Source organism: Novosphingobium subterraneum (genome assembly GCF_000807925.1).
Classification (GTDB): Bacteria; Pseudomonadota; Alphaproteobacteria; order Sphingomonadales; family Sphingomonadaceae; genus Novosphingobium; species Novosphingobium subterraneum.
This window is the reverse complement of sequence record NZ_JRVC01000007.1, coordinates 40,691-65,718: the sequence shown is the minus strand read 5'-3', so window position 1 is coordinate 65,718 and position 25,028 is coordinate 40,691. Positions and strand designations below refer to the sequence as shown.

Below are 25,028 nucleotides of genomic sequence, written 5' to 3'. Positions count from 1 at the left end.
TTTCGAACTAGTCAATCACTGTCGCGCTGAACAGGAGTGGCCATATTGCATCGATTTACTGTGTTGTTTGTCGCTATTGTGGCTTTTGCGACGAGCAGTTCCCCGGCGTTGGCGGAGCGACCTGTCGCGGATTTCGCCCATCTGCCAATGATCGAAGCGCCGAGCATCTCGCCAAACGGCAAGCTTGTCGTCGCGATGGCCTCGATCGCCGGCAAGCAGGAGCTGGTTATCATCAAGGCCGATGGCGGCGGGCTGCAGGCGCGACTGCCCGTGAAGGACGTGGATGTGCGCTACGTGCGCTGGGTCAATGACGAATGGCTGATCGCTACGGTCGGGGTGGAGATCCCGGCGACGGGCGGCATGGGCCTCGGCACCCGGCTGATCGCCTTTCGCACGGACGGATCGGACGCGCACTTCCTGATCGACCGCCGCGATGGTGGCGCGGGCTTCAGCATGGCCGACGTGCTCTGGGTTGCGCGCGACGGTTCGCCGCGCATCCTGCTCGCCTCGCAGACCTCGTTCTACCTTTCCGACGAGGGTTTCTGGCCCAACGTATCGATGGTCGACGTCGCCACCAACACGTTCAGCAAGCTGGTCTGGCCGCGCGAGGGCGTGCAGGACTGGTATGCGGACCGTGACGGCAACGTGCGTCTCGGTATCGGGATCGAGAAGGACGGCCTGCGCTATCGCGCGCTCTATCGTGCGAGCAACAAGGATAACTTCGACGAATTCGCCAATGTCCGGCGGACCGAGGAGCTGATCGTCCCTGACGTCATCCTCGCCGACGGTTCCGCGATCGCCTTCAGCACGCGCAGCGGGACCAACGCCGCCTACAAGCTCGATCTCAAGACGATGCAGGTCGGCGAAAAGCTGTTCGATGCCGGTGCCTATGACATGTCGAACCTCTACCTCGACAAGGAGCAGACCCGCGTGCTCGGCTATGGCTTCACCGACACGCGCTATCGGACCGTGTGGATCGACGAGGGACGAAAGAAGATCCAGGCGCAGCTGGAGGCAAACTTCCCCGGCAAGCTGGTGCGGATCGTCAGTCTCAGTCGGGACGAGAAGGTGCTGCTTTTCAAGGTTGAAAGTCCCTCTGCACCGGGCGCCTACTATGTCTTCGAAGCCGGCCAGCCACTCACCCGGCTTGCGCTCGAAAACCCTACGCTCGGGACGCGAGCGCTCGCACCGGTCAAGACGGTGGCTTACAAGGCCCGCGACGGAATGGACCTGACGGCGGTACTAACTCTGCCCGCAGGCGTTGACGCGAAGAACCTGCCGGTCATCGTCATGCCCCACGGTGGTCCCGCTGCGCGCGATGACGAGAGCTGGGATTGGTGGGCGCAGTTCCTCGCCGACCGGGGCTATGCCGTCATCCAGCCCAACTTCCGCGGCTCCTCCGGCTTTGGCACCGCCTTTCAGCAGGCGGGGGCTGGCCAGTGGGGCTACAGGATGCAGGACGATGTCGACGATGCCCTTGCCTATCTCGGCAAGGAAGGGATCGGCGACGTCAAGCGCGCCTGCGTTGTTGGCGGTTCCTACGGCGGCTACGTTGCCATGCGCGCGGCCGAGCGCAATCCGGACCTCTACCGCTGCGCGATCAGCTATGCCGGGGTGGCGGATCTGCCCGAGATGATCAAGTACGACCGCAACTTCGTCGGCGGCCTTGGCACCACCGAATACTGGCGCAGCCGTGCCGAGGACCTGTCCGATGTCTCGCCGATCAACCACGCCTCGCGCACTAGCATTCCCATCCTGGTGATCCACGGCAAGAAGGATCGCCGCGTCCCGTTCGCCCAGTCGAAGACCTACGTGGACCGACTGAAGAAGGCGGGCAAGGCACATGAGTTCTTCATCCAGCCCGAGGGCGACCATTTTTTCAGCCGCGAGGAAGACCGGCTGACCTTCCTGACGCAGATGGAGGCGTTCCTCGACAAGCATAATCCGGCGAACTGATTGTCGGGAAGATCGCAGGCGTTCTTGCTTTGCGGTTGCGTCGGGGGGGCCTAAGGGGGCTGCAACCGCGCAATTGCAGGGCATTCATTTCATGGCCATCTTCACCAAGAACCCGAAGTTCGACTGGATCCTTCACTGTGGGTGGAAGGGGCTGTGCCCGAAGTGCGGCAAGGGGCCGATGTTCGCAGGCTGGCTGAAGCTGCAGAAGACCTGCCCGGAATGCGGGCTCGATTACCAGTTCGCCAACGCGGACGACGGTCCGGCCTTCTTCGCACTGTGCATCACCGCTTTCCCGCTCACCTTCTTTGCGGTCTGGCTTGAAGTTGCCCATGCGCCGCCATGGTGGGTGCACGTGCTTACCTCCGTGCCGATCCTGGCAATCGGATGTCTTGCCACGCTCCGCCCGTTCAAGGGCTGGCTGGTGGCCTCGCAGTACGTGAACAAGGCGATCGAGGCAGGCACGGAGAACCTGTGGAACAAGCTCAACGCACGAGAGCGTGAGTCCGAATAGCACGGTACCTTGCCGGGCAGGCCGTGGGTTCTGCAATCTGGCGAGTTTGCCAAGCCTTTGTCACACTCCCGTAGCATTGCACTGCTTGGCATCTGACGGACCAAGTAACCGGAAGCATTTGTGAATCGCAGCCTTGCGGTTATTCCTGCTGCTTCGGAAGGGGAACGCTGGCGTGGGATTCGGGCAAAGGAGGCTGGTGATCGCCGGGTTGCGGCCCGCCTTGCCGTCCCTGCATGACATACTGTGGTGGACCCTTGCCAGCCTCATCGCCGGGCTTGCCGCAGCGCTTTTCTGGGCGATTGTCACGCCCGTCTCGCCACTCGGCGATTGGACCCCGCACAGCGTTCGCATGATGTCGCCCACTGCGCGGGCAGCGCTTTTCGCTTCGGTCGATCCTTTCAACCGCACGCCCGCCGCTGCGGCGCAGGCAGAACAGTCGGGCGCGGTAACCTCGCTCGCGCTGACCCTGTTCGCCACGCGCGCTACGCCCGGTGGCGGCGGCACGGCGATCATTGCCGGGGGCGACGGCCTGCAGCAGGTCTATCGCGTCGGCGCCGAAGTGCAGCCTGGCGTGACGCTGGCGGCGGTCGCTTTCGATCACGTCGAATTGTCGCGAAATGGCGCCAGGGAACTGCTTTATCTCGACCAGTCCGGCCCTGCACCCAGCGCACAGGGCGTGGTCGCGGCGAACCCCGTAGCGGCGCCTCCCCCTGCCGCGCCCGGAGGCGGGGTCAGCGTCGCCGCCTTGCGCAGCGGGGTCAACTTCGGTCCGCGCGCCGAGGGCGGCAAGGTCGTGGGCGTGGAAGTCCTCTCGTCGGGTGACGGAGCGGCCTTCCGTGCCGCGGGCTTCCAGCCCGGCGATGTCATCACGGCGGTCGATGGCAAGCCGATCACCAGCGCGGCGGATGCTGCCGCGCTGTCCGGCGCCATTCGCGCCGGCTCTTCAGTCGCGGTCACCGTGCGTCGCGGCGATCGCCAGCTTCCTCTTGCTATCACATTGGCCCCATGACCTTGCGCAAGCTCCTTAGCCCCCGAATGCTCCTCGGAGCCGCCGCGCTCGCCCTTGCCGTGCCGCAGGCCGCGCTGGCGCAATACACGCTCAACGTGCGCGAAGCCGACATTCGCGCCTTCGTGGCCGATGCCGCCGAAGTGACGGGCCGCACCTTCATCGTCGACAGCCGCGTGCAGGCCAAGATCAGCGTCGTTTCCGACCGGCCTCTCAGCCGCTCGGAATACTTCGAGGTCTTCCTCTCCACCTTGCGCGCCAACGGGCTGGTCGCTGTGCCGACCGGCAACGGCGCGTTCCGCATTCAGCCTGCCGAAGGGGCAGCCGCCAATCCCTCGCGCATCGGCAGCCGGGGGGCCGCGCTCAGCCAGATGGTCACAGAGGTCATCCGGCTACGCGCCATCGACGCTGCGCAAGCGGTCGAAACCCTGCGCCCGCTGATCAGCAAGGAAGGCGCGATCACCGCGAACAAGGCGGGCAATTCGTTGGTCGTCGTCGATTACGCCGACAACATGCGCCGCATCCGCGCGCTGCTCGCCGATATCGACCGCGACAACGCCGCCACGCAGACCGTGATTCTCGATCATGCCGGCGCTCGTGAAATCGCCACGGCGTTGAGCCAGCTGGTCCCGGCAGGGGGCGAAGGCGCGCGTGCGCTGGCCACGGTCGTCGCGGTGGACAGCTCCAATGCCGTGCTGATGCGCGGTGAACCGGCAACGCTGGCAAAGCTTGCGGCCATGGCCCGCCAGCTCGACGCCAGGGCCGCGACCGGGGGCGAGATCAAGGTCGTTTGGCTCGACTACGCCGATTCCGCCGCGCTCGTGCCGGTTCTCGAACGCCTGCTCGGCGGCCAGGGCGGGGGCGAAGTGGCTTCGGCCAGCGCCGCGCCCGTATCCTTGGGCGGCGTCGGCGGCAGCCAGACCTCGAGCGCGGGCACGCAAGGCTCGACCGGACAGGCCGCTGCAACCGGCGGCAGCCAGACCAGTCCGATCGGCGCAACCTCGGGCGGGCTCGGCAATGGTCCGATCAAGCTTGCCAACGGGCGCGGCACGGCCACGATCACCCGCTATCCCGGTGCCAACGCGATTATCATCGCCGCGCCTGCCGATGATCAGCGCCGCATCGGCGAGGTGATCCGGCAGCTTGACGTGCCGCAGGAGCAGGTGCTGGTCGAAGCGATCATCGTCGAGATTTCGAACAACGTGGCGAAGGAACTCGGCGTCCAGCTGCTGTTCGGCGGCAAGGACAAGCCCTTCGCCGTGACCAATTTCTCCAACTCCTCGCCCAACATCATCGACATCGCTGGCGGGCTTCTGGCCGACAATCTCAACCAGACGACCACGGTGATCAATGGCGACACCGTCACGACGACAACCAACAGCACGGCCGGCGACCTGCTGCGCGAGAACGCCGCTACAAAGGCGCTTTCCGCAAGCGGTGCCTACACCGGCTTCCTTACAGAGCTGTCCAAGGACACCTATCTCGGTGCGCTGATAAACGCTGTGCAGACCGACAAGAACTCGAACATCCTGTCCACCCCGCACATCACCACCAACAACAACGTACCCGCATCGATCCTCTTCGGGCAGGACGTGCCGATCACCACCGGCGAAGCGCTTTCGAACGGCAATTTCAACGATACCTTCCGCACCGTGCAGCGGCAGAACGTCGGCATCGAGCTGGACGTGACCCCGCAGATCAATGCCGGAAACATGGTAAGGCTCGATCTGCGCCAGGAAGTCAGCTCGATCGCAGGCACGGTCTCGAGCAAGTCGGACGAGCTCATCATCAACAAGCGCGAGATCAAGACCACCGTGACCGTGGGCGACCGCGAGATCGTCGCACTGGGCGGTTTGCTTGACGACAACGAGCAGCGCACGCTGCAGAAGGTGCCGCTGCTCGGCGACATTCCAGTGGTGGGCGAACTGTTCAAGTCGCGCGGGCGCAGCCGGGTCAAGACCAACCTGATGGTCTTCATTCGCCCGACCATCCTGCGCAATGCGGCCGACCGGGCGGCGCTTGCCGCGCGGCGCTATGGCGTGGTCCGCCAGGCGCAGATCGATTTCAACGCCAAGCAGGAGCCGACAATCGACGAATTGATCGTCGACTACATGGGCGCAACGCTGCCGGCTGCGCCGTCCGCGCAAGTCGCGGCTGTCGCTCCGGGCGACACGCTGATCCGCCCGCGCGCCACGCCGGTTCCGCTTGAACAGACCGAACTTCCGCCGAGCAGCGCGCAGAACTGAACGATGGACAGCGTCAGGCCCATCGACGACACCGAGGAACCGCTGGTCGAGGCGGTGACCGTCGTTGCGCCAGCCGAGGCTTCGCCTCCGACGCTGCCTTATGCCTTTGCCCGCGATCGGGGGGCTCTGGTTGACGCGGTTGAAGCAGGGCGCGTCATCGTGGCGCTGCGCGAAGGCGGCGATCCGCTCAGCCTGCTGGAAATCCGCAGCACCTTCGGCTTGCCGCTCGAACTGCATCGGGTCTCCCCTGCCGAATTCGAGAAGCTGCTCGCCGATGCCTATGCGATGGATGGCGCCGCCGCCGCCGTGGCCGGTGACATGGGCATTACGGGTGACGGGCTCGATCCGCTCGCGCTGGGCCTGCCCACTGCCGAGGACCTGCTTGACAGTGCCGACGATGCTCCGGCGATCCGCCTCATCAACGGTTTGATCGCCGAAAGCCTGCGCCAGGGCGTGTCCGACATCCACATCGAGCCTTACGAGACCGCGCTGGTCGTGCGCATGCGCGTCGACGGCGTGTTGACCGAGAAACTGCGCATGCCGCCGCATGTCGCGCCGGTTCTGGTCAGTCGCATCAAGGTCATGGCGCGGCTCGACATTGCCGAGCGCCGCGTGCCGCAGGACGGCCGCATCTCGCTCAGCCTTGGCGGCAAGCTGGTCGACGTGCGCGTCTCCACCCTGCCCAACCGCGCGGGCGAGCGCGTCGTCATGCGCCTGCTCGACAAGGAGAACGCGGGGATCGACCTCGCGGGGCTGGGTCTCGACGCAAAAGCCGGGGACACACTGCGCCGGGCCATTGCAGAACCTAACGGCATCGTCCTTGTCACCGGACCGACCGGCTCGGGCAAGACGACCACGCTCTACGCCGCGCTGCGCGGGCTGAACGATGGCCAGCGCAACATCCTGACTGTGGAAGACCCTGTGGAATACGCTGTGGATGGCGTGGGGCAAACGCAGGTCAACGCAAAGGTTGGCCTCACCTTCGCTGCGGGCTTGCGCGCCATTCTGCGTCAGGACCCGGATGTGGTCATGGTCGGCGAAATCCGCGACCGCGAAACCGCCGACATCGCCGTGCAGGCCTCGCTCACCGGCCACCTCGTGCTGTCGACTGTCCACACCAACGATGCCGCAGGCGCGATCACGCGCATGCGAGACATGGGCGTGGAGCCGTTCCTTCTCGCCTCAACCTTGCGCGCAGTCATCGCCCAGCGCCTTGTCCGCCGCCTCTGCCCGCATTGCCGCGAGGAGCGCGTGCTCGATCAGGGCATGGCCGAAGTGCTGGGCATGAAGGCGGGGCGGACGGTGTTCTCCGCCAAGGGGTGCGGCGAATGCAGCCAGACCGGCTATCAGGGCCGCGTCGGCGTGTTCGAAGCGCTGCGGGTGGACGACACCATCCGCCAGATGATCCACGACAATGCGGATGAAGCAGCCATCGCCCGCCATGCCTTCGCGGATTCTCCCACTCTGGCCAAGGCCGTCCGGCGCATGGTCAAGGACGGCACCACCTCGCCCGAAGAGGCAGCCCGCATCATGCGGCGGGACGGCTGATGGCGCGCTTTGCCTATCACGCGATCGACCCCCAGGGGACGGAACGCCGCGGCGCGATCGAAGCGGCCAGCGAAGCGGCAGCGCGTGACAAGCTGGTCGCGCGGGAATGGTTCGTGGTCAGCGTGCAGGCCGATGCCGCCACGTCGGCCCGTCACGCCGCAACCACCACCTCCGGCCTTGCGCTGTTCGCCATCAAGCTTTCAGCCAAGCAGCTTGCCCTGTTCACCCGCCAGCTCTCCTCGCTGATGGTCGTCAGCCCGCTCGAGGAGACGCTGCGGACAATCGCGCGGCAGACCGAAAAGCCCAAGGCACAGGCCATCCTGTCGAACGTTCACGCCGGGATCGTCGAAGGCCTGCCGCTGGCCGAAGCCATGCGCCGCGAGGAGCCGAGCTTCCCGCCGATCTATCGCGCGATGATTGCCGCCGGCGAAAACTCCGGCAGTCTTCCCGCCATCGCCGACCGGCTGGCCGACATGCTGGAACGGCAGGCACAGGTGCGCGGCAAGATCATCGCCGCGCTTGCCTATCCCATCGTGCTGTCGTTCGTCGCCATAGCGGTAGTGACCGGCCTGATGATCTCGGTCGTGCCGCGCGTGGTCGAACAGTTCGACAATGCCAGCCGCCAGTTGCCAATGCTGACCCGCGTGGTCATCGGCATCTCGCAGTTTCTCAGCACGTGGTGGTGGGCGCTGCTTGCGCTGATCGCGCTGGCGGTGGTCGGCTTCGTCCGCGCCTTGCGCAATCCCGCCTTCAAACTGCGCTTCGATGCCGCGCTCTTGCGCCTGCCCTTCGTCGGCAAGCTGATCCGCGATGTCCACGCCGCCAGCCTCGCGCGCACGCTGGCCACGATGATCGAGGCTCGCCTGCCGCTGGTCGATGGCCTGCGTCTGTCCACCCGCACGGTGTCGAACGCGGTCCAGGCGCAATCGCTCGCCCAGATCAGCGAGAAGGTCCGCGCCGGCGGCTCGCTCTCCACCGCCCTGCGCGAAGCGGGCACCTTTCCGCCGCTGCTTGTCTACCTTGCTGCCAGCGGCGAAGCGGCGGGCCAGCTCGGCACCATGCTCGAACGCGCCGCAGACTATCTCGAACGCGAGTTCGAAGCTTTCACCGCCGCCGCCATGGCCTTGCTCGAACCCGCGATCATCGTGGTGATGGGCACAGCCGTCGCGCTGATCATCCTCGCCATCCTGCTGCCGATCCTGCAGCTCCAGAACCTCACCGGACTGTGATGACCATGACCGAAGCTACGCCTGCCCAGACGCCTGAGACCGAGGAAGAGCGCCGTCGCAACGGCTTCAGCCTTGTCGAACTGATGGTTGTCATCTTCATCATCGGCCTGCTTGCCACCGTGGTGCTGATCAACGTCCTGCCCAGCCAGGACAAGGCGATGGTGGTCAAGGCGCGCAGCGATATCGCCACGCTCGAGCAGGGTATGGAGATGTACCGCCTCGACATGGCCAGCTATCCCGGCCTCGCCGAAGGACTGGGCGCCCTGAAGTCCCCCCCCGCAAATCTGGCCCAGCCGCAGAACTATCGCTCCGGCGGCTACGTGAAGGACATCCCGAACGATCCCTGGGGCCGCCCCTACCAGTACCAGAGCCCGGGTCGTGACGGCAGGCCGTTCGAGATCTTCTCCCTGGGCGCCGATGGTCAGCCCGGCGGCAGCGATCTGAACGCCGACATCTACGCCGGACAGAACTGACGCTCGCCCATGGCCTCCACCGGCTCCCCTCCTGCTGACGGTCTGATCCTGATCCTGCCGCCCACGCCGGGTGATCCCTGGCGCTGGCGCCGCGTGGACGAGGCTGGCGTCGGGCCGGAGGAATACTCGGCCGACCTGCCGATCCACGGTGCCGTCACCGTGCTTGTTCCCAGTTCCCTTGCCCCCGTCGTGGACAAGCCCCTGCCCGCAATGCCGGTGGCGCAGGCGCTTGCGGCTGAACGTCTCGCGCTCGCGCAAGGCGGCCTTGCCACGGAGCGCCACGTCGCAGTCGCCGCAGCGGAAGGCCGCCTGCTCTCCAGCCGCCTTTCCGCTTCCGACATGGATCATTGGCTGGCCACGCTGGCGCAGGCCGGAATCGATCCGCAAGCCATCGTCCCCGCAGCCCTCGTTCTTCCCCGGCAGGACGGGGCCCTGGTGCTTGGTGCCATGGGCGATCAGCTGCTCGCCCGCACCCCGGCGGCCGCCTTTGCTGCCGAAGCAGCGCTGGTTGAAGCGCTTGGCGAAGGCCTTGATCAGACCGCGCTCGACGACGACGCTTTGACAGAACGGCTTGCGCAAATTCATGCCGTACCGCCGCTGAACCTGCGGCAAGGCGCCTATGCCCCGCGCCGCGTCTCGGTGTTCCGCACCGCCAATTGGCTTGGCCTAGTCCGCATGGCTGCAGTGGCGGCCTTGCTCGCCCTGTTGCTGATGATGGTATGGATCGTGAAATGGAACCTCGACAGCAGCGCCGAGGAAGCCCGGGCCCTGAGCCTCGCGCAGAAGCGCTTTCCCGCTGCAACCGATCTCGACACGGCGGAGCGCATGCTCGCCGCAGAACTCGCCAAGCGCGGCGAAGGGGCTGCGAGCTTTGCCGCCCCGGCTGCCGCCGTTCTCGACGCGATGCGTCCGGTGCCCGGCGTGAAGCTGCGCGATCTGGGCTACGCCGCTGACGGAACCTTGCGCTTCACCGCCGCCGCGCCCCGCGCAGAGGACGTCAACGCCGTGCTGATCGCGCTGCAGAACAATGGCTGGAAAGTCACCGTTCCGCCTGCCCTTGCCCCCGACCCCACTGGCGCAACCGTCGCCGCCATCACCGTAAGGGCACCATGATGCAGCGCGTGTCCCTCTGGTACATCGGCCTGACCCAGCGCGAGCGCGTTCTGGTCGGCGTGGCCGGCGCGCTCGCCGCGGTGATCCTGCTGATCTACGGGATCGTGCTTCCTGTCGGCAACGCGCTGGACGAGGCCGCCACCCGCCATCGCGAGGCGACCGAGCGGGCGGGCCGCATCACCGCTGGCATCGAGGCGCTCAAGCGTGCCCCCGCCGCCCGCGCCCCGGTGCTGGCAGGGCCGGTCGAACAGATCGCCGGGGCAAGTGCGCAGGAAGCCGGTTTCGTGGTGCAGTCGAACGAACGGCGCGGGTCCGACATGGCCGTTCTGGTCATCCCGACCGCGCGTCCTTCGGCCGTGCTTGCCTGGCTCGATGCACTGGGTGGTCAGGGGCTGGCGGTGGAACAGGTCACCCTGACGCCCGCCCCCGACGGCACGGTCTCGGTCAACGTCACGGTGCGAAAGGCGGCATCGTGATCGGGCGGTGGATCTTCATCCGCGGCGCTGCGATGGGCCGCCGCGGCTGGCTGGCGCTGGACGCGTTGTTCGTGGCTGCCCTGCTCGTTCTGCTCCCGCTGCGGCTTGTGCTGGGCATGGCGCTGCCTGATTCGCTCTCCGCTCGTAGCGTCGAGGGCAGCGTCTGGAGCGGGCGGATTGCCGATCTGAATGCAGGTCCACTGCCCCTCGGCACCGTCGATGCCGGGCTGGAGCCGCTGCCATTGCTGATTGGCCGCGCTCAGTTCGCGCTCTCGAGAGAAGGCTTTTCCGCGCGGATTGCACCGTCGCGCCTTACCGGCGCAAACGGCTCGGTACTCCTGCCCGATGGCCTTGGCGGCCTGCCCGTAACCTCGCTTGGCTTCGGCGATTTCTCGGTCGTCATGGCCAATGGCCAGTGCCGCGAGGCGCAAGGCACCCTCAGCCTGACTCTGGCTTCGCTTGGCCCGCTTCTGCCCGATGCGGTGGTTGTCTCGGGCCAGGCACGTTGTGAAAAGGGTGCGCTGGTCGTGCCGATGCGCGGTCTGCAGGGCATGGAACGCCTGACGCTCAAGCTCGGCGGCGACGGACGCTGGCAGGCAGACCTTGCGCTGGCAGGTCTGCCCCAGGAAACTGCCGATGCGCTGAAGTCCTCGGGGTTCGACACCCGTCCCGACGGTGTCGGCATCGTGACGGGCGGAACCTTCTGACGATCAGGCCCCAAGGCTCTCAGGCAAGCGTCTGCGTCAGGAACCAGACCCGCTGTTCGGCCTGATCGGTCCAGTCGTCGGCCATGCCCTCGGTGGCATTGTCGCCCGCCTCGCTGGCCGCTTCCTTGACCGCGCGGATCGCCTTGACCAGCGCCACGTTATCGTCGCGCAAGGCCTTGACCATTTCCATCGCGTCAACCTTGCTGCGGTCGTCGTCCTTGATCGAAGCCTTGCCGGCAATGGCACCGATGCCGGTCAGCGTGTCGCCACCGTTCTTGCGCACGCGCTCGGCAATCACGTCGGTCAGCGCGAACAGCTCGGCAGCCTGTTCATCAAACAGCAGGTGCAGTTCGCGGAACTGCGGGCCAGCCACGTGCCAGTGGTAGTTCTTGGTCTTCAGGTAGAGCGTGAAGTAATCGGCCAGCAGACCGTTCATGCTGTCGATCAGGGCCTTCTTCGCATTGTCGCCGGGCATGACATTCCCCTTTCGTGTCCGGGTGGATTGAGCCCCTTATACGCCAGATCCACTGAAAGGTTTCATGCAATGATACGGCAATATTGATCGAATTCGTCAATCATGCTTGGCTCTTCACGCTCCCTTTCAGCAGAAACAGTCCGGCCAGCGCGGAGATTATCGATCCGCCCAGAATACCCAGCTTCGCCTCTTCGACCAGCAGCGGGCTTTGCGGGAAAGCGAGGCTGGCGATGAAAAGGCTCATCGTGAAGCCGATCCCGCACAGTAGGGAGAGGCCCCAAAGCTGGCGAATCGTGGCCCCGGCGGGTCGCTTGGCGATACCCAGCTTTTCCGCTGCCACGATGCTGCCAAGGATACCCACCTGCTTGCCGATCAGCAGGCCCGCGGCAATTGCAATCGGCAGCGCCAGCGGCCCTCCATCGATCGAGCCAAGCGCAACTCCGGCATTGGCCAGGCCGAACAGAGGCACGATCAGGAAGCCGTTGGGCGCAACCAGCGCATGTTCAAGCCGCAGCAGCGGGCTGTCATGCTCCTTGTTGAGCGCCAGTGGCACGGTCAACGCGGCGAGAACGCCGGCAATGGTTGCATGGACGCCCGAATGGAGCACAGCAAACCACAGCGCGACGGCCCCGAGGATATAGGGGATCAGCGAGCTGACCCCGGCGCGGTTCACGACCACCAGCGCCAGGAAGATGGCGGCGGCAATGCCCAGCCACATCAGGTCCAGCCCGGTCGTGTAGAAGAACGCGATGACCAGAACCGCGCCAAGATCATCGACGATCGCCACGGTCAGCAGGAACAGCCGCAGCGACGATGGCAGTCCTTTTCCAGCCAGCGCCAGTACGCCGATGGCAAAGGCGATGTCGGTGGCGGAAGGAATCGCCCAGCCGCGATGCAGCGCCGGATCGCCACCGGCTATGCCCAGGTAGATCAGCGCGGGCACCACCATGCCGGCGACGGCTGCAATCACCGGCAGACGGCGGCGACTGGCAATCGAAAGCTCGCCGTCAAGGATCTCGCGCTTGATCTCCAGCCCGACGACAAAGAAGAACACCGCCATCAGCGCATCGTTGATCCACAGGTGCAACGTGTCGAGCTTGGGCACGGGCGTCCATGGCAACGTGTGGTGGAACAGCTCGTGCCAAGGATCAGCCAAGGGCGAATTGGCCAGGACAAGGGCAATCGCAGCACAGGTCATCAGAACTATGCCTGGCGCTGCCTCGCTGTGCGTCAGCTTGTGCAAAGCCCGCTTGCGCCCTGAATTTCCTGCCATTCTCGAATCATCCCGTGTTCACGAAACTCAGGCCTTGGGCCTAGCATTCCCTTGTGCCGACGGTGGTCTGGCACGTCAAACAGGGGCAAGCTCTTGTCACCATGGCCGACCTATCCCGCGCTGCAATGGCTCGCGGTTGTCGAGCACGAATTGCTGCTGTTTGCCGCAATCTGGTTTGCGCTCTTCGCGATCGACGAAATGGCCGTGGACCTCGCGTGGCTGCGCCTGCGCCTGACCGGCAAGCTGCGCACCCCGCGCCTCTCGCACCCCTGCAATGCCGAACTCAATGGCCTTGCCGTGGTTCTGGTTCCCGCATGGCTGGAATCGCGCGTGATCGGGCCGATGGTGCGCCATACCCTGCAAAGCTGGCCGCAGCGCAACTTTCGCCTCTACGTCGGCTGCTATCGCAATGACCTGGCCACCATTTCCGTGCTTGTCGCGCTGGCGCCCGATCCTCGCCTGCGGGTCATCATCCATGATCGTGATGGCCCGACGACGAAGGCCGACTGCCTCAATCGCATCTATCGTGCGATCTGCGAGGATGAACGGCGCAGCGCCCAGCGCGTGCGCGCGCTGATACTCCACGATGCCGAGGACATGGTCCACCCCGCCGCGCTCACGCTGATGGACCGCGCGCTCGATCAGGCGGATTTCGTGCAACTCCCTGTCCGCCCGGAACCACAACGCGCAAGTCCCTGGATCGCGGGCCACTACTGCGACGAATTTGCCGAGGCTCACGCGCGCGACATGGTGGTCCGACACCACATCGGCGCTGCCCTGCCATCGGCAGGGGCGGGATGCGCCTTTTCGCGCCGCGCGATTGACCGCATCCTCATCGCCCGCTCCAGCACCGAGCCTTTTGCCGCCGAATGCCTGACCGAGGATTACGAATGCGGTCTCCTCGTCCATCAGACCGGCGGGCGGTCTGCATTCCTGCGCGTGCGCGACAGCTCTGGCGCGCTCGTCGCCACGCGGGAGTTCTTCCCGGCAGACCTCGTCGCATCGGTCCGGCAGAAGACGCGCTGGGTCCACGGTATCGCCTTTCAGGGCTGGGACCGACTGGGCTGGAAGTGCGCGCCCGGCGATATCTGGATGCGTCTGCGCGATCGCCGCGGGCCGCTGGTAGCGCTCGTCCTGGCCGCAGCATATCTCCTGATCATGCTGTGGCCAGTGGTCGTGCTCGCAAAAGCTGCGGGCCTGGCTGTCCCGGTCGACGATGGCCCGCTGCTCAGCGGCCTGCTTGCCTTCAACCTCGCCAGCCTGATCTGGCGGCTGATGATGCGCGCGCTCTTCACAGGGCGCGAGTACGGCCCCGCCGAAGCCGTGCGCGCAGTGTTCCGGTTTCCCGTGGGCAACATCATCGCCGTCCTCGCCGCGCGTCGCGCCATAACTGCCTACGTGCGGGTGCTGGCAGGCGGCGTTCTGCGCTGGGAACACACGGTCCATCACGTCCACGTCAGCCAGGCTGCCAAGCTTGACGCGGATCCGCAGCAGCGGCCTTTGCCGGTTGCGGCATGATGGCAGGTCCCGCGGCGACGCGGCGGGGCCAGCCCCTGCTCGCGCTCGCCCTCGTGCTTGTCGGCTGGATCGCCGGTCGCGCCCTGACCTTGCGACATGACGCCCTGACTGAACCGCCCACTATCACCGCCAGCGCACCGCCATTGCCGCGCCAGCCCTTGCATGCCCGTCAGGTGCTCCCCACCCCGCGCGCCCGCCCTCAGCCACCCATGACAAGCATCACCCCGCAGCCAGCTTCCGTCCGGCCGGCTGCTGCGTCGCCACAAGGACCATCGCTCCCGTCCCCCGCGCCTGTCCCGTTGTTCCTGCCTCAACACCCCCTGCTCGTACCATTGCCGCCCCGCACCGCCGTCGTCGCCCCAGCCCGAAGCCAACCCGCCGATCCGCAGGAATTCTACGAGCCTCTCGTGCCCAAGGACGATCCGCGCTGGAGCGGCGAGAACTGGCTGCTGATGCGCGCCGGCAGCGGTTCGGCGGCGCAGGCCCCCGGTGCGGCGTCGTATGGTGCCAGCCAGGCAGGTGCCATCGTCCGCTACCGCTTCGGCAAGGGCGAGCCGCAGGATTCCTATGGCTATCTGCGCACCTCGCTCGCCATCAACGCCCCCGGCAAGGACAAGGAGGTCGCGCTGGGCCTCGGCATCCGCCCGGTCCGCCGCCTGCCTGTCCGCGCCCTCGTCGAAGCGCGCCTTCAGGATACCACCCGCTCGTCGATGCAGGTGCGCCCCGTCGCCACACTGATCACCGAACTGCCCTGGCAGCGCCTGCCGCACGGCTTCCGGCTCGAGGCTTATGGGCAGGCCGGTTACGCCGGTGGCAAGGGCGCCACCGCCTTCTTCGATGCGCAGGCGCTGCTCGATCATCCGGTCCGGCGCGTCGTTTCGCGCAATGGCGATCTGCGCGCCGGGGTCGGCATGTGGTCAGGCGGGCAGGAAGGAGCCGTGCGGCTTGATGTGGGCCCGCGCGTGGCCTTCCGGCTCGAAGGCGGGCAGCTTGTCGGACCGACCCGCGTCGCGCTCGACTGGCGCTTCCGCATCGCCGGAAACGCCCGGCCCGGCAGCGGCCCGACCATGACGGTCACCTCCGCCTTCTGAGCCACAGTTTTTTGGCCGCAAACCGGCTCGGCGGGGTTGCTGGCACGCACCGCCCGGCCTAGCGTTGACACGGCAATGGACGTCTATCTTCCCATCGCGAACCTGTCGGTCAACGGGCTGGTCATCGTCGGCCTCGGCGCGCTGACCGGGCTGCTTTCGGGCATGTTCGGCGTCGGCGGCGGGTTTCTGACCACGCCGTTGCTGATCTTCTATGGCGTGCCCCCCACCGTCGCCGCCGCATCGGCTGCCAGCCAGGTGACCGGCGCCAGCGTTTCCGGCGCGTTCGCCCAGGCCCGGCGGGGCGGGATCGATTATCACATCGGCGCAGTGCTGGTGGCGGGCGGGGTGATCGGCACCGGGCTTGGCTCGCTGCTGTTCCGCCTGCTGCAGTCGCTCGGCCAGATCGATACGGTGATCAACATCCTCTACGTGCTGATGCTTGGCGGCATCGGCGGGTTGATGGCGCACGAAAGCATCACCGCCCTGCGCGCGCAGAAGACTGGCCAGCCGCTGCCTGCTCGCAAGCGCCGCCACCATCCGCTTGTCGCCAGCCTGCCGCTGCGGTGGCGCTTCTACCGCTCGGGCCTTTATATCTCGCCGCTGGCGCCGCTGTTGCTCGGCATTGCCACCGGCATTCTCACCATGCTCATGGGCATTGGCGGCGGCTTCATCCTCGTGCCGGCGATGCTTTACATCCTCGGCATGGGCGTGAACGTAGTGGTCGGAACGTCGCTGTTCCAGATCCTGTTCGTCACCATGGTCACCACGATGATGCATGCGCTCACCACGCGTGCGGTCGACATCGTGCTGGCCGGGCTGCTGCTGGTCGGTTCGGTCACCGGCGCGCAGATCGGCACCCACTTTGCCCAGAAGGTGAAGCCCGAACAGCTCCGCCTGATCCTTGCGGTGATCGTCCTTGCGGTAGCACTGCGCATGGCGCTCGGGCTCGGCTATCGCCCGGACGAGATCTACACGGTGGTTCCGCTGTGAGAGGCCGCGTGCAGATGCGCCGCGCCACTCTTGCCGCCTGCCTGCTCCTCCTGGGTGCGCGCGATCCGATTCTCGTGCCCGAAATCTCGCAGCACGAAATCCAGGTCCGCCAGGGCTTTACCGGGGCCGACCTGCTCCTGTTCGGCGCGATTCTCAGCCCCGAAGGCAGCCGCGCTGCGCAGGATTACGATATCGTCGTCGTCCTCGAAGGCCCGGTCCAGTCGATCGTCCTGCGCGAAAAGCAGAAGATCGCGGGCATGTGGATCAATGCCGATTCGCTCGAATTCCGCTCGGCGCCCAGCTACTTCGCCATCGCCTCCTCCCGCCCGATCGCGAAGATCGTGGATGACAAGACAGCGGCGATCTACGAACTCGGCCTCAAGTGGCTCCAGCTTTCGCCGATCGGCGTTATCGAACCGCGTGAGCAGCAGCGCTTTTCCGAAGGGCTGGTCGATCTGATGCGTCGGCAGGGCCTCTACCGCGAGGATCAGGGCAGCGTGAAGATCAGCGGTCAGGTGCTCTATCAGGCCCGGATCAGTCTGCCATCAAGCGTGCAGACCGGCACTTATACCGCCGAAACCTTCGCCATCCGCGGGGGCAAGGTCGTGGCTTCGGCGATCACCCGGATCGAGGTGAAGAAGGAAGGGTTCGAGCGCTTCGTCGCTGTCGCCGCCGATCGCAATGGATGGCTCTACGGCCTGTTTGCGGTCATTGTCTCGGTCGCCATGGGCTGGATCGCAGGCCGGCTCTTTGCCCGAAGTTAGGGTCCTGACCCTAAGGCCGCAACTGCCTTTCGTTGGTTTAGCCGATCTTAACCCGAAACGGATAGTCCCAGACCCACAGCCGACAATGGCCAAAGGGTTTTGCGCAATGTCCGAAATGGGGATGCAGGGATTCATGGCGCCTGCCGCCAACCTGGAAGAGGCCGGATCGGCATCGGCCATTCTGGCGGCACCCCAGAATGCCCTTGGGTCGGAGAACGCGCGCCACCCTATCGGCTTCGTGCGCGATGTTGCCGGCTCAAGCTCGGCCATCGCGCTTGATCTCGCCCGCCTCGAGCAGTGCTCGGCCGACCTCGATCCCTCGGTGTCGATGTCGGGCAAGGTCGGCAGCCAGATCAAGATTCGCGTCGGCAATTCCTGGCTCCTCGCCAGCGTGCGCACGCAGCGGCAGGATACCACCGTCGATGGCGGCGTGGTCGCCCAGATCGATTTCCTTGGCGAGGGCGAGGAAGAGCGCCTGACCGGCAAGATCTATGGCTTCCGCCGCGGCGTTACCCGTTATCCTGTCCCCGGCGCACTGGTCTATCCTGCCACGAGCAACGACCTGCGCCAGATCTATGCCAGCGATGGCCGGACCAACATCTCGATCGGCACCGTCTTCCCTACGCGCGATATCCGCGCCGGGCTCTATGTCGATGCCCTGCTTGGCAAGCACTTCGCGCTGCTCGGTTCGACCGGCACCGGCAAGTCGACCGCTGCCGCGCTGATCCTCCACCGCATCTGCGAGATGGCGCCTTCAGGCCACATCGTGATGATCGATCCGCACGGGGAATATTCCAGCGCGTTTCGCGTCACCGGGCAACTGCTCGACGTGTCGAACCTGCAGATGCCCTACTGGCTGATGAACTTCGAGGAACACTGCGAAATCCTCATCACCTCGTCGGGCACGGATCGCCAGATTGACGAGGACATCCTGGCCAAGTGCCTGCTGGCGGCGCGCATGAAGAACCGCCTTGCCGAACAGATCGGCAAGATCACGGTCGATTCGCCGATCCCCTATCTGCTGTCGGACCTGATGATCATCCTGCAGAACGAGATGGGCCGCCTCGACAAGGGCACCAACTCGATTCCCTACATGCGTCTCAAGACCAAGATCGAGGAAATCCGCAGCGACCCGCGCTACCAGTTCATGTTCTCAGGGATGCTGGTGGGCGACACGATGGCCGAGTTCATCTCGAAGATCTTCCGCATGCCGGCCAACGGCAAGCCGATCTCGATCATCGATGTTTCGGGCGTTCCATCGGAAATCACTTCCACCGTCGTCGCCGTGCTCAGCCGCCTCGTGTTCGACTATGCCATCTGGGCACGCGACGAAGAGACGCGGCCCGTGCTGCTGGTCTGCGAAGAAGCCCACCGCTACGTGCCGAGCGAGAAGAACTCGGACGGCTCTTCGGTCGGCCGCATCCTCTCGCGCATTGCCAAGGAAGGCCGCAAGTACGGCGTCTCGCTGGGCCTGATTACCCAGCGTCCGTCAGACCTTGCCGAAGGCGTGCTTTCGCAGTGCGGCACGATCATCGCCATGCGCCTCAACAACGAGCGCGACCAGGCCTTCGTCAAGGCGGCCATGCCCGAAGGCGCGCGCGGCTTCGTCGATACGATTCCTGCGCTGCGCAACCGCGAATGCATCATTTCGGGCGAAGGCGTCTCGATCCCGATGCGCGTCTCGTTCGACGAGCTCGAGGCGATCAAGCGCCCCGCCTCGAATGACCCTTCGTTCTACGAGCTGTGGAGCAAGAGCGGCGGCGAAGACCGCGCGGTCGAACGCACGGTCCAGCGCTGGCGCGCCCAGAGCCGCTGACGCGACCCTGGGGTCAGGACCCTAAAGACTCGGCGCCATGCGTCCGGCGGGGTCCGCGTCGGCATGGGTTTCCTCCTCGCACTCCTCGTCCGGCACAGCGCGTGCGCGATCGCGCCATTGTGGCTGGCGATAGGCATGGACCGAGAGCGCCACGGCAACTGCGGAACTGACCGGGAATGCCAGCCACAGGGCATCCGCGCCAAGGCTCGGGTAGAAGGCGTAATAGAAGCCCAGGCGCACGGGATACATGGCGATCGACAGGATGATCAGCGGCGTCCAGACCACCCCGCCTGCGCGCATCGTGCCAAACAGCACCATCGTGATTCCGAACAGGACATAGCTCCAGCTGGCCAGGAACTGGATATGACGCGCCTCATCCACCGCAGGGCTTGCAGCGCCCAGGAACAGCTCCAGCGCCGGCCGGTCGAACAGCAGGATCAATGCACATAGTGCTCCGGTCACCGTAAGGTTCAGCATGACCCCCGCACGCGAGATGCGGTGGAGCCGCTCATCCAGGCCCGCGCCGATCGCCTGCGCGGCCATGGCGCTGACCGCAGCGGAAATCGCCATCGCCGGCATCTGAAGATAGGTCCACAACTGCAGCGCCGCGCCATACGCGGCGCTGACCAGCAGGCCCTCGCGATTGACCAGACCGATCACGATGATGCCCGCCGCCGAGATAACCAGCATCTGCGCGCCCATCGGCAGGCCCTTGGTCAGGATGTAGCCGAGTTCGTCCCGGCGCGGCCACAGCCATTTGAGCTCCGGCCCCCGCAGCCGCAACGGCAGGTCCTTGACGTAGACATAGGCGACGATGCCCGCCATCGACACGAACGAGGCAATCGCCGTCGCCAGAGCCGCTCCGGCGATGCCCATGGCCGGGATCGGCCCGAAACCGCCGATCAGCAAAGGATTGAGCGCGACGTCGAGCACCGAAGACATGACCATGAACTTCAACGGCGTCGCCGCATCGCCCCCGCCCCGCAGGCCCATGCCCAGCATGACCGTGATCATCGAGGCCGGCATGGCGATGAAGATCACCCGCAGGTAGGTCAGCGCATAGGCATAGGTCTCGCCCGGCGCGGCCATTGCCGTCAGCAGTTCGGGCGCAAAGAGCCAGCCCAGCGTGCCGACAACCAGCGACAGCAGCACGCAAAAGCCCACCGCCGAGCCGAACGTCCGCCGCGCCGCCAGCACGTCGCGCGCGCCGAAAGCCTGCCCGATCTTGACGGTGGCCGCCATGCCGAAGCCGAACGCAGCGGCAAAGACGAGGAACATCACCACGTTGGCATTGGCAGTCGCCGCCAGCGCACCCTCGCCCAGCATCCGCCCCACCCAGATCGAATTGATCGAACCGTTGAGCGATTGCAGGATGTTGGATGCCAGCGTCGGCGCCGAGAACAGCACCAGCGTCTTGAGGATCGGCCCGCTCGTCAGGTCCCGACCGCGCCCCGGGGGTCCAGCCAAACGCTCAGTCCTTCTTCAGTGCGGCCAGCGCGGCGAAGGGGCCGGTGGCAACGTCGCCGCCGAGATTGTGCTCGGCGCGCGCCTTGTCGGCATCGGGTCCCTCGGCAAAGGGATCGATCGCCAGTGCCAGGCTCTGCGCCACGGCCTCGCCCAGATCGAAGCTGGTGCCTTCGTATTCGATCTCGTCGCAATCGTCGGCGGTAATCTCGATCTCCTCGTCGGGATCATGGGCCGCGCCGGGTGGGACGAAGCGCAGCGAGATGGGTTCGCTGATCGTCACCGGGAAGTCCTCGCCCGAGATCGCGCAGGCCTGCACGATGGAGGCGGCGAGATGGCCCCTCGCCTCCACGGAGTTCCCCTCCTGCCTCAGAGAGATGGTCGCCTGCATGGCTTTCACCTCCGAGAGTTGGAAACGCGCCGCAAGACGCTTGCGCTCTGCCTCGGTCGGCTCCAGCACCACCGGCTCGTCGCCAATCTGACGCAGATCGACGATGCGCGAGAACTCTGAATTCATGGTCATTTTCCGATCTCCGCATCGAGAACGCGGAATGCGGGGACGAGGTCCAGCCCGGCGGCGAAAGCGCGCACGCGCCGCGTCAGCAGCAGCGGATCGGTGCCATCGTGCAAGGTCACGTTGCGGCTGATCGCTTCGGCCATCAGCGCCTCGTCCCGCGCCGCCAGCGCCTCGCGATAGGCACCAAGGCGCCCGCCCAGCACGCTCATCAGCTGGCCTACGCGCTTGCCCACGATCACGTCGCCCACGCCGCTTTCGCGCAGCTGTCCGTCCATGTCCTCGACGAACAGTTCGGTAAGCCGCACCGAAGGCTCGACGAGTTCCGCGTCACGCTCCATGCGGATCAACACGACCGACAGGATCAGCGTGATCATGTCGAATCGCCCGCCCACCGTGTCGGCGACGCCACAATCGCGGTACCATTCCTTCTCGCGCGCGATCTCGACAGTGCGGTGCCACAAGGGCCGCGCGACCGCGCGATCATCCTGCTTGCGTCCGAACAGCTTGGTAAGAAGCGACATCACGGCATTCCTTGGCATTCCGCCCGTTCAGGGGCGATTAAATCTCGGCCGTCCAGCAGGCTGCTTGCGGGCGGCATTGCGGTAATCCAGATTGGACCCTAAGGGTCGCCCAATTGATCTCGGCGATATAGGCTGTGCATTCCCGATGCAAACGGGCATGACGGCGATAAGTGAAGAGCGGAGTTTGCGAATGCGGAACATGCGGCTGATGGTGCAGGGTGCGGCGGTGCTCGCCCTCGGCGTGGCCGCGTCCGGCTGTGCCAGCATCAAGGACCATCGCGGCTACATCATCGACGAGGCACTGGTCGCCTCGGTCCAGCCCGGCGTCGACAACAAGCTCTCGGTCGAACGCACACTGGGTCGCCCGACCTTCACCAGCCAGTTCGGTCGGCAGACGTGGTATTACGTTGCGCAGAACACCAGGCAGCGCCCGTTCAACCGTCCGCAGACGTCGGACCAGAGCGTCATCGTCGTCGATTTCGACGCCCGCGGCAATGTCAGCTCGATGGGCCGGCAGGGGATGGAGAAGGTCGTCCGCCTTTCGCCCGAAAGCGACAAGACGCCGACCCTCGGGCGCGACCGCAGCTTCTTCCAGGATCTGTTCGGCAACATCGGCGCGGTCGGCGCGATTCCGGGCGGCGCCGGTGGTGGCGCACCGACCGGCACCGGTCCCAACGGCAGCTGAGGTTCGGGCGCTTGAATTCGCCGCCGCGCTCCTCATATCGCGGCGATGGACGACAGCAGGGCGAGCCACGGCCTTATCCAGTGGCACGGCACCACCATCATCGGGGTGAAGAAGAACGGCCGCACCGTCATCGCAGGGGACGGCCAGGTTTCCATGGGCAACACGGTCATGAAGCCGAATGCCCGCAAGGTGCGCCGCATCGGAGATGGCAAGGTGATTGCCGGATTTGCAGGCGCGACGGCTGATGCCTTCACCCTGTTCGAACGGTTGGAGCGCAAGCTGGAGCAGCATCGCGGCCAGCTGATGCGCGCCGCGGTCGAACTCGCCAAGGACTGGCGCACCGACAAGTACCTGCGCAATCTCGAAGCACTGATGATCGTGGCCGATGCGGAGACCATGCTGATCCTTACCGGGAATGGCGATGTGCTTGAACCGGAAGGCGGAATCGCCGCAATCGGTTCGGGCGGCAACTATGCGCTCGCCGCTGCCCGCGCCCTGACCGACTACGAAGACGACGCCGAAAAGATCGCGCGCCGCGCCATGCAGGTCGCCGCCGAAGTCTGCGTCTTCACCAACGACCGCGTGACGGTCGAGGAAATCTGATGAACGACTCCCTTACCCCCAAGGCCATTGTCCGCGCGCTGGACGAACACATCGTCGGCCAGACCGATGCCAAGAAGGCCGTTGCAGTCGCGCTGCGCAACCGCTGGCGTCGCCAGCGCCTGTCCGCCGACCTGCGCGACGAAGTCAGCCCAAAGAACATCCTGATGATCGGGCCCACGGGCTGCGGCAAGACCGAGATCAGCCGCCGGCTGGCCAAGCTTGCCGATGCGCCGTTCGTGAAGGTGGAAGCCACCAAGTTCACCGAGGTCGGCTATGTCGGCCGCGACGTTGAACAGATTGCCCGCGATCTCGTGGAAGAGGCGATCCGCCTCGAGAAGGAGCGCCGCCGCGATGCGGTGCGAGACGCTGCCAGCAAGGCCGCGATGGACCGCCTGCTCAAGGCGCTGGTCGGCGATGGTGCCAGCGAAGCAACGCGCGAAAGCTTCAAGGCAAGGCTGGCCGATGGCTCGATGAACGACGTCGAGGTCGAGATCGAGGTCGAGGATACACCGTCCGCTCCCATGGAGATTCCCGGCATGCCCGGCGGCATCGGCATGATCAACCTGTCGGACATGATGGGCAAGGCGTTCGGCAAGCAGGCGCTCAAGCGCCGCAAGATGCGCGTCGCCGACGCCTGGGACAAGCTGGTCGACGAAGAGGCCGAAAAGCGCATGGACCAGGACGACGTGGCGCGCGAGGCGATCCGCAATGCCGAGACCAACGGCATCGTCTTCCTTGACGAAATCGACAAGATTGCCGTGTCCGATGTGCGTGGCGGATCGGTCAGCCGCGAAGGCGTGCAGCGCGATCTGCTGCCGCTGATCGAGGGCACGACGGTTGCCACCAAGTACGGCCCGATGAAGACGGACCACGTCCTGTTCATCGCCTCGGGCGCGTTCCACGTGGCCAAGCCCTCCGACATGTTGCCGGAACTTCAGGGCCGCTTGCCGATCCGCGTCGAACTCAAGGCGCTCAGCGAAGACGACTTCGTGCGCATTCTTTCGGAAACGCGCGCAAACCTCGTCGAACAGTACCGTGCGCTGATCGCAACCGAAAACGTCACGCTCGACTTCACGCCGGAATCCATCCGCGCCATTGCCCGCACTGCGGCACAGGTGAACGAAAGCGTCGAGAACATCGGCGCCCGCCGCCTGCAGACGGTGATGGAAAAGCTGCTCGAGGAAGTGAGCTTCGATGCCGAGGACCGCACCGGCGAGACGGTGACGGTGGACGAGGCCTATGTCGCCGAGAAGCTGGCGAACCTTGCCGGCAATGCAGACCTGTCGAAGTACATTCTGTGACCGTCCGGCTCGTCCCGGCAACGCCGACGCACTTCGCGCGTCTGCTTGAGGGGCAGCCGCCAGAGCAGGCGATAGTCATGCCGCATACGCCGGTGGCGGAACCCGAAGTACTGGCAATGCTGGCAGGGTTGGCCGAGGCTGTTGGCGAGATTTTCTCGCCCCCGGCGTGGCTTGTCGTGTCAGATGACGAACTCGTTGGCCTGATGTCGGTCACGTCGGTGCTCGAGGAGCGCCGGCTGCAGATCGGTTATGGCGTGGCACCAGGATCGCAGGGGCGGGGTCACGCATCGGCAGCGCTGAAGGCGCTGGTCGACTGGGCCAGATCGGACCCGCGCGTTGATGCGCTTTATGCCGAAACGCGCACCGACAATATCGCCTCGCAGCGGGTGCTTGAGCGCAACGGCTTCGTTCAGATGGCCGAACGGCTTGACGCGGAGGACGGCGCGCTGTTCTGCTGGCATATCGACTGCCGAGGAACATGATGTACCAGACCCCCGATGACCGCCCCGTCTACCGCCTGCTGACAGGCAAGGACGACCGCGCCTTCTGCGAGCGGGTATCCGAGGCGCTGGCGCAAGGCTGGCGGCTCTATGGCTCACCCGCGATGACCTATGACGGCGGGATGGATTGCATCAAGGTGGCACAGGCGGTCGTGTGGCACGAGGCAGACGTCGTCAAATAGCCGTCCCCCCATACAGCAACGGCCGGAGTACCCTCCGGCCGTCACCAAAGCGCTTGCGGGCGC

Annotated in this window: 25 protein-coding genes; 20 read left to right on the top strand and 5 right to left on the bottom strand. The window is 65.7% G+C overall.

The genetic code is table 11. The features are described from left to right. Nucleotides 1-147 precede the first annotated feature (147 nt). The 10 genes from NJ75_RS08580 to gspN all read left to right on the top strand — a co-directional run bounded on the left by NJ75_RS08580 (nt 148) and on the right by gspN (nt 11,265). A complete protein-coding gene (locus tag NJ75_RS08580) occupies nt 148-1,956 on the top strand; it encodes an alpha/beta hydrolase family protein (protein WP_052242229.1) in 1,809 nt (602 codons plus the stop codon). 91 nt (nt 1,957-2,047) lie between these two features. Beyond that, nucleotides 2,048-2,467: a DUF983 domain-containing protein gene (locus NJ75_RS08575; protein ID WP_039333473.1), complete on the top strand. Its 420-nt coding sequence runs from the start codon at nt 2,048-2,050 to the stop codon at nt 2,465-2,467. A gap of 196 nt (nt 2,468-2,663) precedes the next feature. Next, nucleotides 2,664-3,476: a type II secretion system protein N gene (locus NJ75_RS08570; protein ID WP_052242228.1), complete on the top strand. Its 813-nt coding sequence runs from the start codon at nt 2,664-2,666 to the stop codon at nt 3,474-3,476. Between the two features lie 26 nt (nt 3,477-3,502). Further along, nucleotides 3,503-5,719 (top strand): type II secretion system secretin GspD, encoded by a 2,217-nt coding sequence (gspD, locus tag NJ75_RS08565; RefSeq protein ID WP_231735407.1) that lies wholly within the window; start codon nt 3,503-3,505, stop codon nt 5,717-5,719. Between the two features lie 3 nt (nt 5,720-5,722). Beyond that, on the top strand, nt 5,723-7,267 hold the full coding sequence (gene gspE / locus NJ75_RS08560; protein WP_082013324.1) for a type II secretion system ATPase GspE: 1,545 nt from the start codon (nt 5,723-5,725) through the stop codon (nt 7,265-7,267). Beyond that, on the top strand, nt 7,267-8,496 hold the full coding sequence (gene gspF, locus NJ75_RS08555; protein WP_039333469.1) for a type II secretion system inner membrane protein GspF: 1,230 nt from the start codon (nt 7,267-7,269) through the stop codon (nt 8,494-8,496). Before gspE ends, gspF begins: the two co-directional genes overlap by 1 nt. After that, nucleotides 8,496-8,969 carry a type II secretion system major pseudopilin GspG gene (gene gspG / locus NJ75_RS08550; RefSeq protein ID WP_370584328.1) on the top strand — a complete coding sequence of 158 codons (474 nt, stop codon included), beginning with the start codon at nt 8,496-8,498 and terminating at the stop codon, nt 8,967-8,969. The genes gspF and gspG overlap by 1 nt, the downstream gene beginning before the upstream one ends. A 9-nt stretch (nt 8,970-8,978) precedes the next feature. Then, nucleotides 8,979-10,082 (top strand): type II secretion system protein GspL, encoded by a 1,104-nt coding sequence (gene gspL, locus NJ75_RS23275; RefSeq protein WP_052242226.1) that lies wholly within the window; start codon nt 8,979-8,981, stop codon nt 10,080-10,082. Beyond that, nucleotides 10,079-10,558 carry a type II secretion system protein GspM gene (gspM, locus tag NJ75_RS08540; RefSeq protein ID WP_052242224.1) on the top strand — a complete coding sequence of 160 codons (480 nt, stop codon included), beginning with the start codon at nt 10,079-10,081 and terminating at the stop codon, nt 10,556-10,558. Before gspL ends, gspM begins: the two co-directional genes overlap by 4 nt. Further along, nucleotides 10,555-11,265: a type II secretion system protein N gene (gene gspN / locus NJ75_RS23270; RefSeq protein ID WP_052242221.1), complete on the top strand. Its 711-nt coding sequence runs from the start codon at nt 10,555-10,557 to the stop codon at nt 11,263-11,265. The genes gspM and gspN overlap by 4 nt, the downstream gene beginning before the upstream one ends. Before the next feature lie 19 nt (nt 11,266-11,284). Here the strand turns inward: gspN and NJ75_RS08530 are convergent, their stop codons facing one another. Together NJ75_RS08530 and nhaA are read right to left on the bottom strand one after the other, a co-directional pair. Further along, nucleotides 11,285-11,740, bottom strand: a complete 456-nt coding sequence (locus NJ75_RS08530) for a Dps family protein (RefSeq protein WP_039333467.1) — start codon at nt 11,738-11,740, stop codon at nt 11,285-11,287. Between the two features lie 100 nt (nt 11,741-11,840). Beyond that, complete coding sequence (gene nhaA, locus NJ75_RS08525; protein WP_052242220.1) at nt 11,841-13,013, bottom strand: Na+/H+ antiporter NhaA; 1,173 nt, start codon at nt 13,011-13,013, stop codon at nt 11,841-11,843. A gap of 93 nt (nt 13,014-13,106) precedes the next feature. Between nhaA and NJ75_RS08520 the strand changes: the two genes are divergently transcribed. From NJ75_RS08520 to NJ75_RS08500, 5 genes are all read left to right on the top strand, one after another. Beyond that, complete coding sequence (locus NJ75_RS08520) at nt 13,107-14,531, top strand: glycosyl transferase family protein (RefSeq protein WP_039333465.1); 1,425 nt, start codon at nt 13,107-13,109, stop codon at nt 14,529-14,531. Continuing rightward, nucleotides 14,531-15,622 carry a hypothetical protein gene (locus NJ75_RS08515; RefSeq protein ID WP_156135741.1) on the top strand — a complete coding sequence of 364 codons (1,092 nt, stop codon included), beginning with the start codon at nt 14,531-14,533 and terminating at the stop codon, nt 15,620-15,622. The genes NJ75_RS08520 and NJ75_RS08515 overlap by 1 nt, the downstream gene beginning before the upstream one ends. Before the next feature lie 75 nt (nt 15,623-15,697). Next, the gene (locus tag NJ75_RS08510) at nt 15,698-16,612 is read left to right on the top strand and encodes a sulfite exporter TauE/SafE family protein (RefSeq protein WP_039333460.1); all 915 of its coding nucleotides are present in this window, start codon (nt 15,698-15,700) and stop codon (nt 16,610-16,612) included. A 14-nt stretch (nt 16,613-16,626) separates the two neighbouring features. Beyond that, nucleotides 16,627-17,376 (top strand): TIGR02186 family protein, encoded by a 750-nt coding sequence (locus tag NJ75_RS08505; RefSeq protein ID WP_039333710.1) that lies wholly within the window; start codon nt 16,627-16,629, stop codon nt 17,374-17,376. A 115-nt stretch (nt 17,377-17,491) separates the two neighbouring features. After that, complete coding sequence (locus NJ75_RS08500) at nt 17,492-19,192, top strand: ATP-binding protein (RefSeq protein WP_407668276.1); 1,701 nt, start codon at nt 17,492-17,494, stop codon at nt 19,190-19,192. Between the two features lie 21 nt (nt 19,193-19,213). Here NJ75_RS08500 and NJ75_RS08495 read toward each other — a convergent pair whose 3' ends face one another. The 3 genes from NJ75_RS08495 to NJ75_RS08485 are packed head-to-tail and all read right to left on the bottom strand — an operon-like array spanning nt 19,214 to nt 21,694. Continuing rightward, a complete protein-coding gene (locus NJ75_RS08495; RefSeq protein ID WP_052242219.1) occupies nt 19,214-20,659 on the bottom strand; it encodes an MATE family efflux transporter in 1,446 nt (481 codons plus the stop codon). A 4-nt stretch (nt 20,660-20,663) separates the two neighbouring features. Next, complete coding sequence (locus NJ75_RS08490) at nt 20,664-21,179, bottom strand: YceD family protein (RefSeq protein ID WP_322788217.1); 516 nt, start codon at nt 21,177-21,179, stop codon at nt 20,664-20,666. After that, nucleotides 21,176-21,694, bottom strand: coding sequence for a ubiquinol-cytochrome C chaperone family protein (locus NJ75_RS08485; protein WP_039333455.1), 519 nt, complete (start codon nt 21,692-21,694; stop codon nt 21,176-21,178). The genes NJ75_RS08490 and NJ75_RS08485 overlap by 4 nt, the downstream gene beginning before the upstream one ends. Nucleotides 21,695-21,884: 190 nt before the next feature. Between NJ75_RS08485 and NJ75_RS08480 the strand changes: the two genes are divergently transcribed. From NJ75_RS08480 to NJ75_RS08460, 5 genes are read left to right on the top strand one after another with little or no spacing between them, the layout of a single operon-like run. After that, entirely contained in the window at nt 21,885-22,379 is a 495-nt protein-coding gene (locus tag NJ75_RS08480) for an outer membrane protein assembly factor BamE (protein WP_039333453.1), read from the top strand. Nucleotides 22,380-22,424: 45 nt separating this feature from the next. After that, complete coding sequence (gene hslV / locus NJ75_RS08475) at nt 22,425-22,982, top strand: ATP-dependent protease subunit HslV (protein WP_039333452.1); 558 nt, start codon at nt 22,425-22,427, stop codon at nt 22,980-22,982. Next, nucleotides 22,982-24,283 carry an ATP-dependent protease ATPase subunit HslU gene (gene hslU, locus NJ75_RS08470; protein WP_039333451.1) on the top strand — a complete coding sequence of 434 codons (1,302 nt, stop codon included), beginning with the start codon at nt 22,982-22,984 and terminating at the stop codon, nt 24,281-24,283. The genes hslV and hslU overlap by 1 nt, the downstream gene beginning before the upstream one ends. Beyond that, nucleotides 24,280-24,765: a GNAT family N-acetyltransferase gene (locus NJ75_RS08465; protein ID WP_039333450.1), complete on the top strand. Its 486-nt coding sequence runs from the start codon at nt 24,280-24,282 to the stop codon at nt 24,763-24,765. Before hslU ends, NJ75_RS08465 begins: the two co-directional genes overlap by 4 nt. Then, nucleotides 24,765-24,965 carry a DUF1737 domain-containing protein gene (locus tag NJ75_RS08460; RefSeq protein ID WP_039333448.1) on the top strand — a complete coding sequence of 67 codons (201 nt, stop codon included), beginning with the start codon at nt 24,765-24,767 and terminating at the stop codon, nt 24,963-24,965. Before NJ75_RS08465 ends, NJ75_RS08460 begins: the two co-directional genes overlap by 1 nt. Nucleotides 24,966-25,028 lie beyond the last annotated feature (63 nt).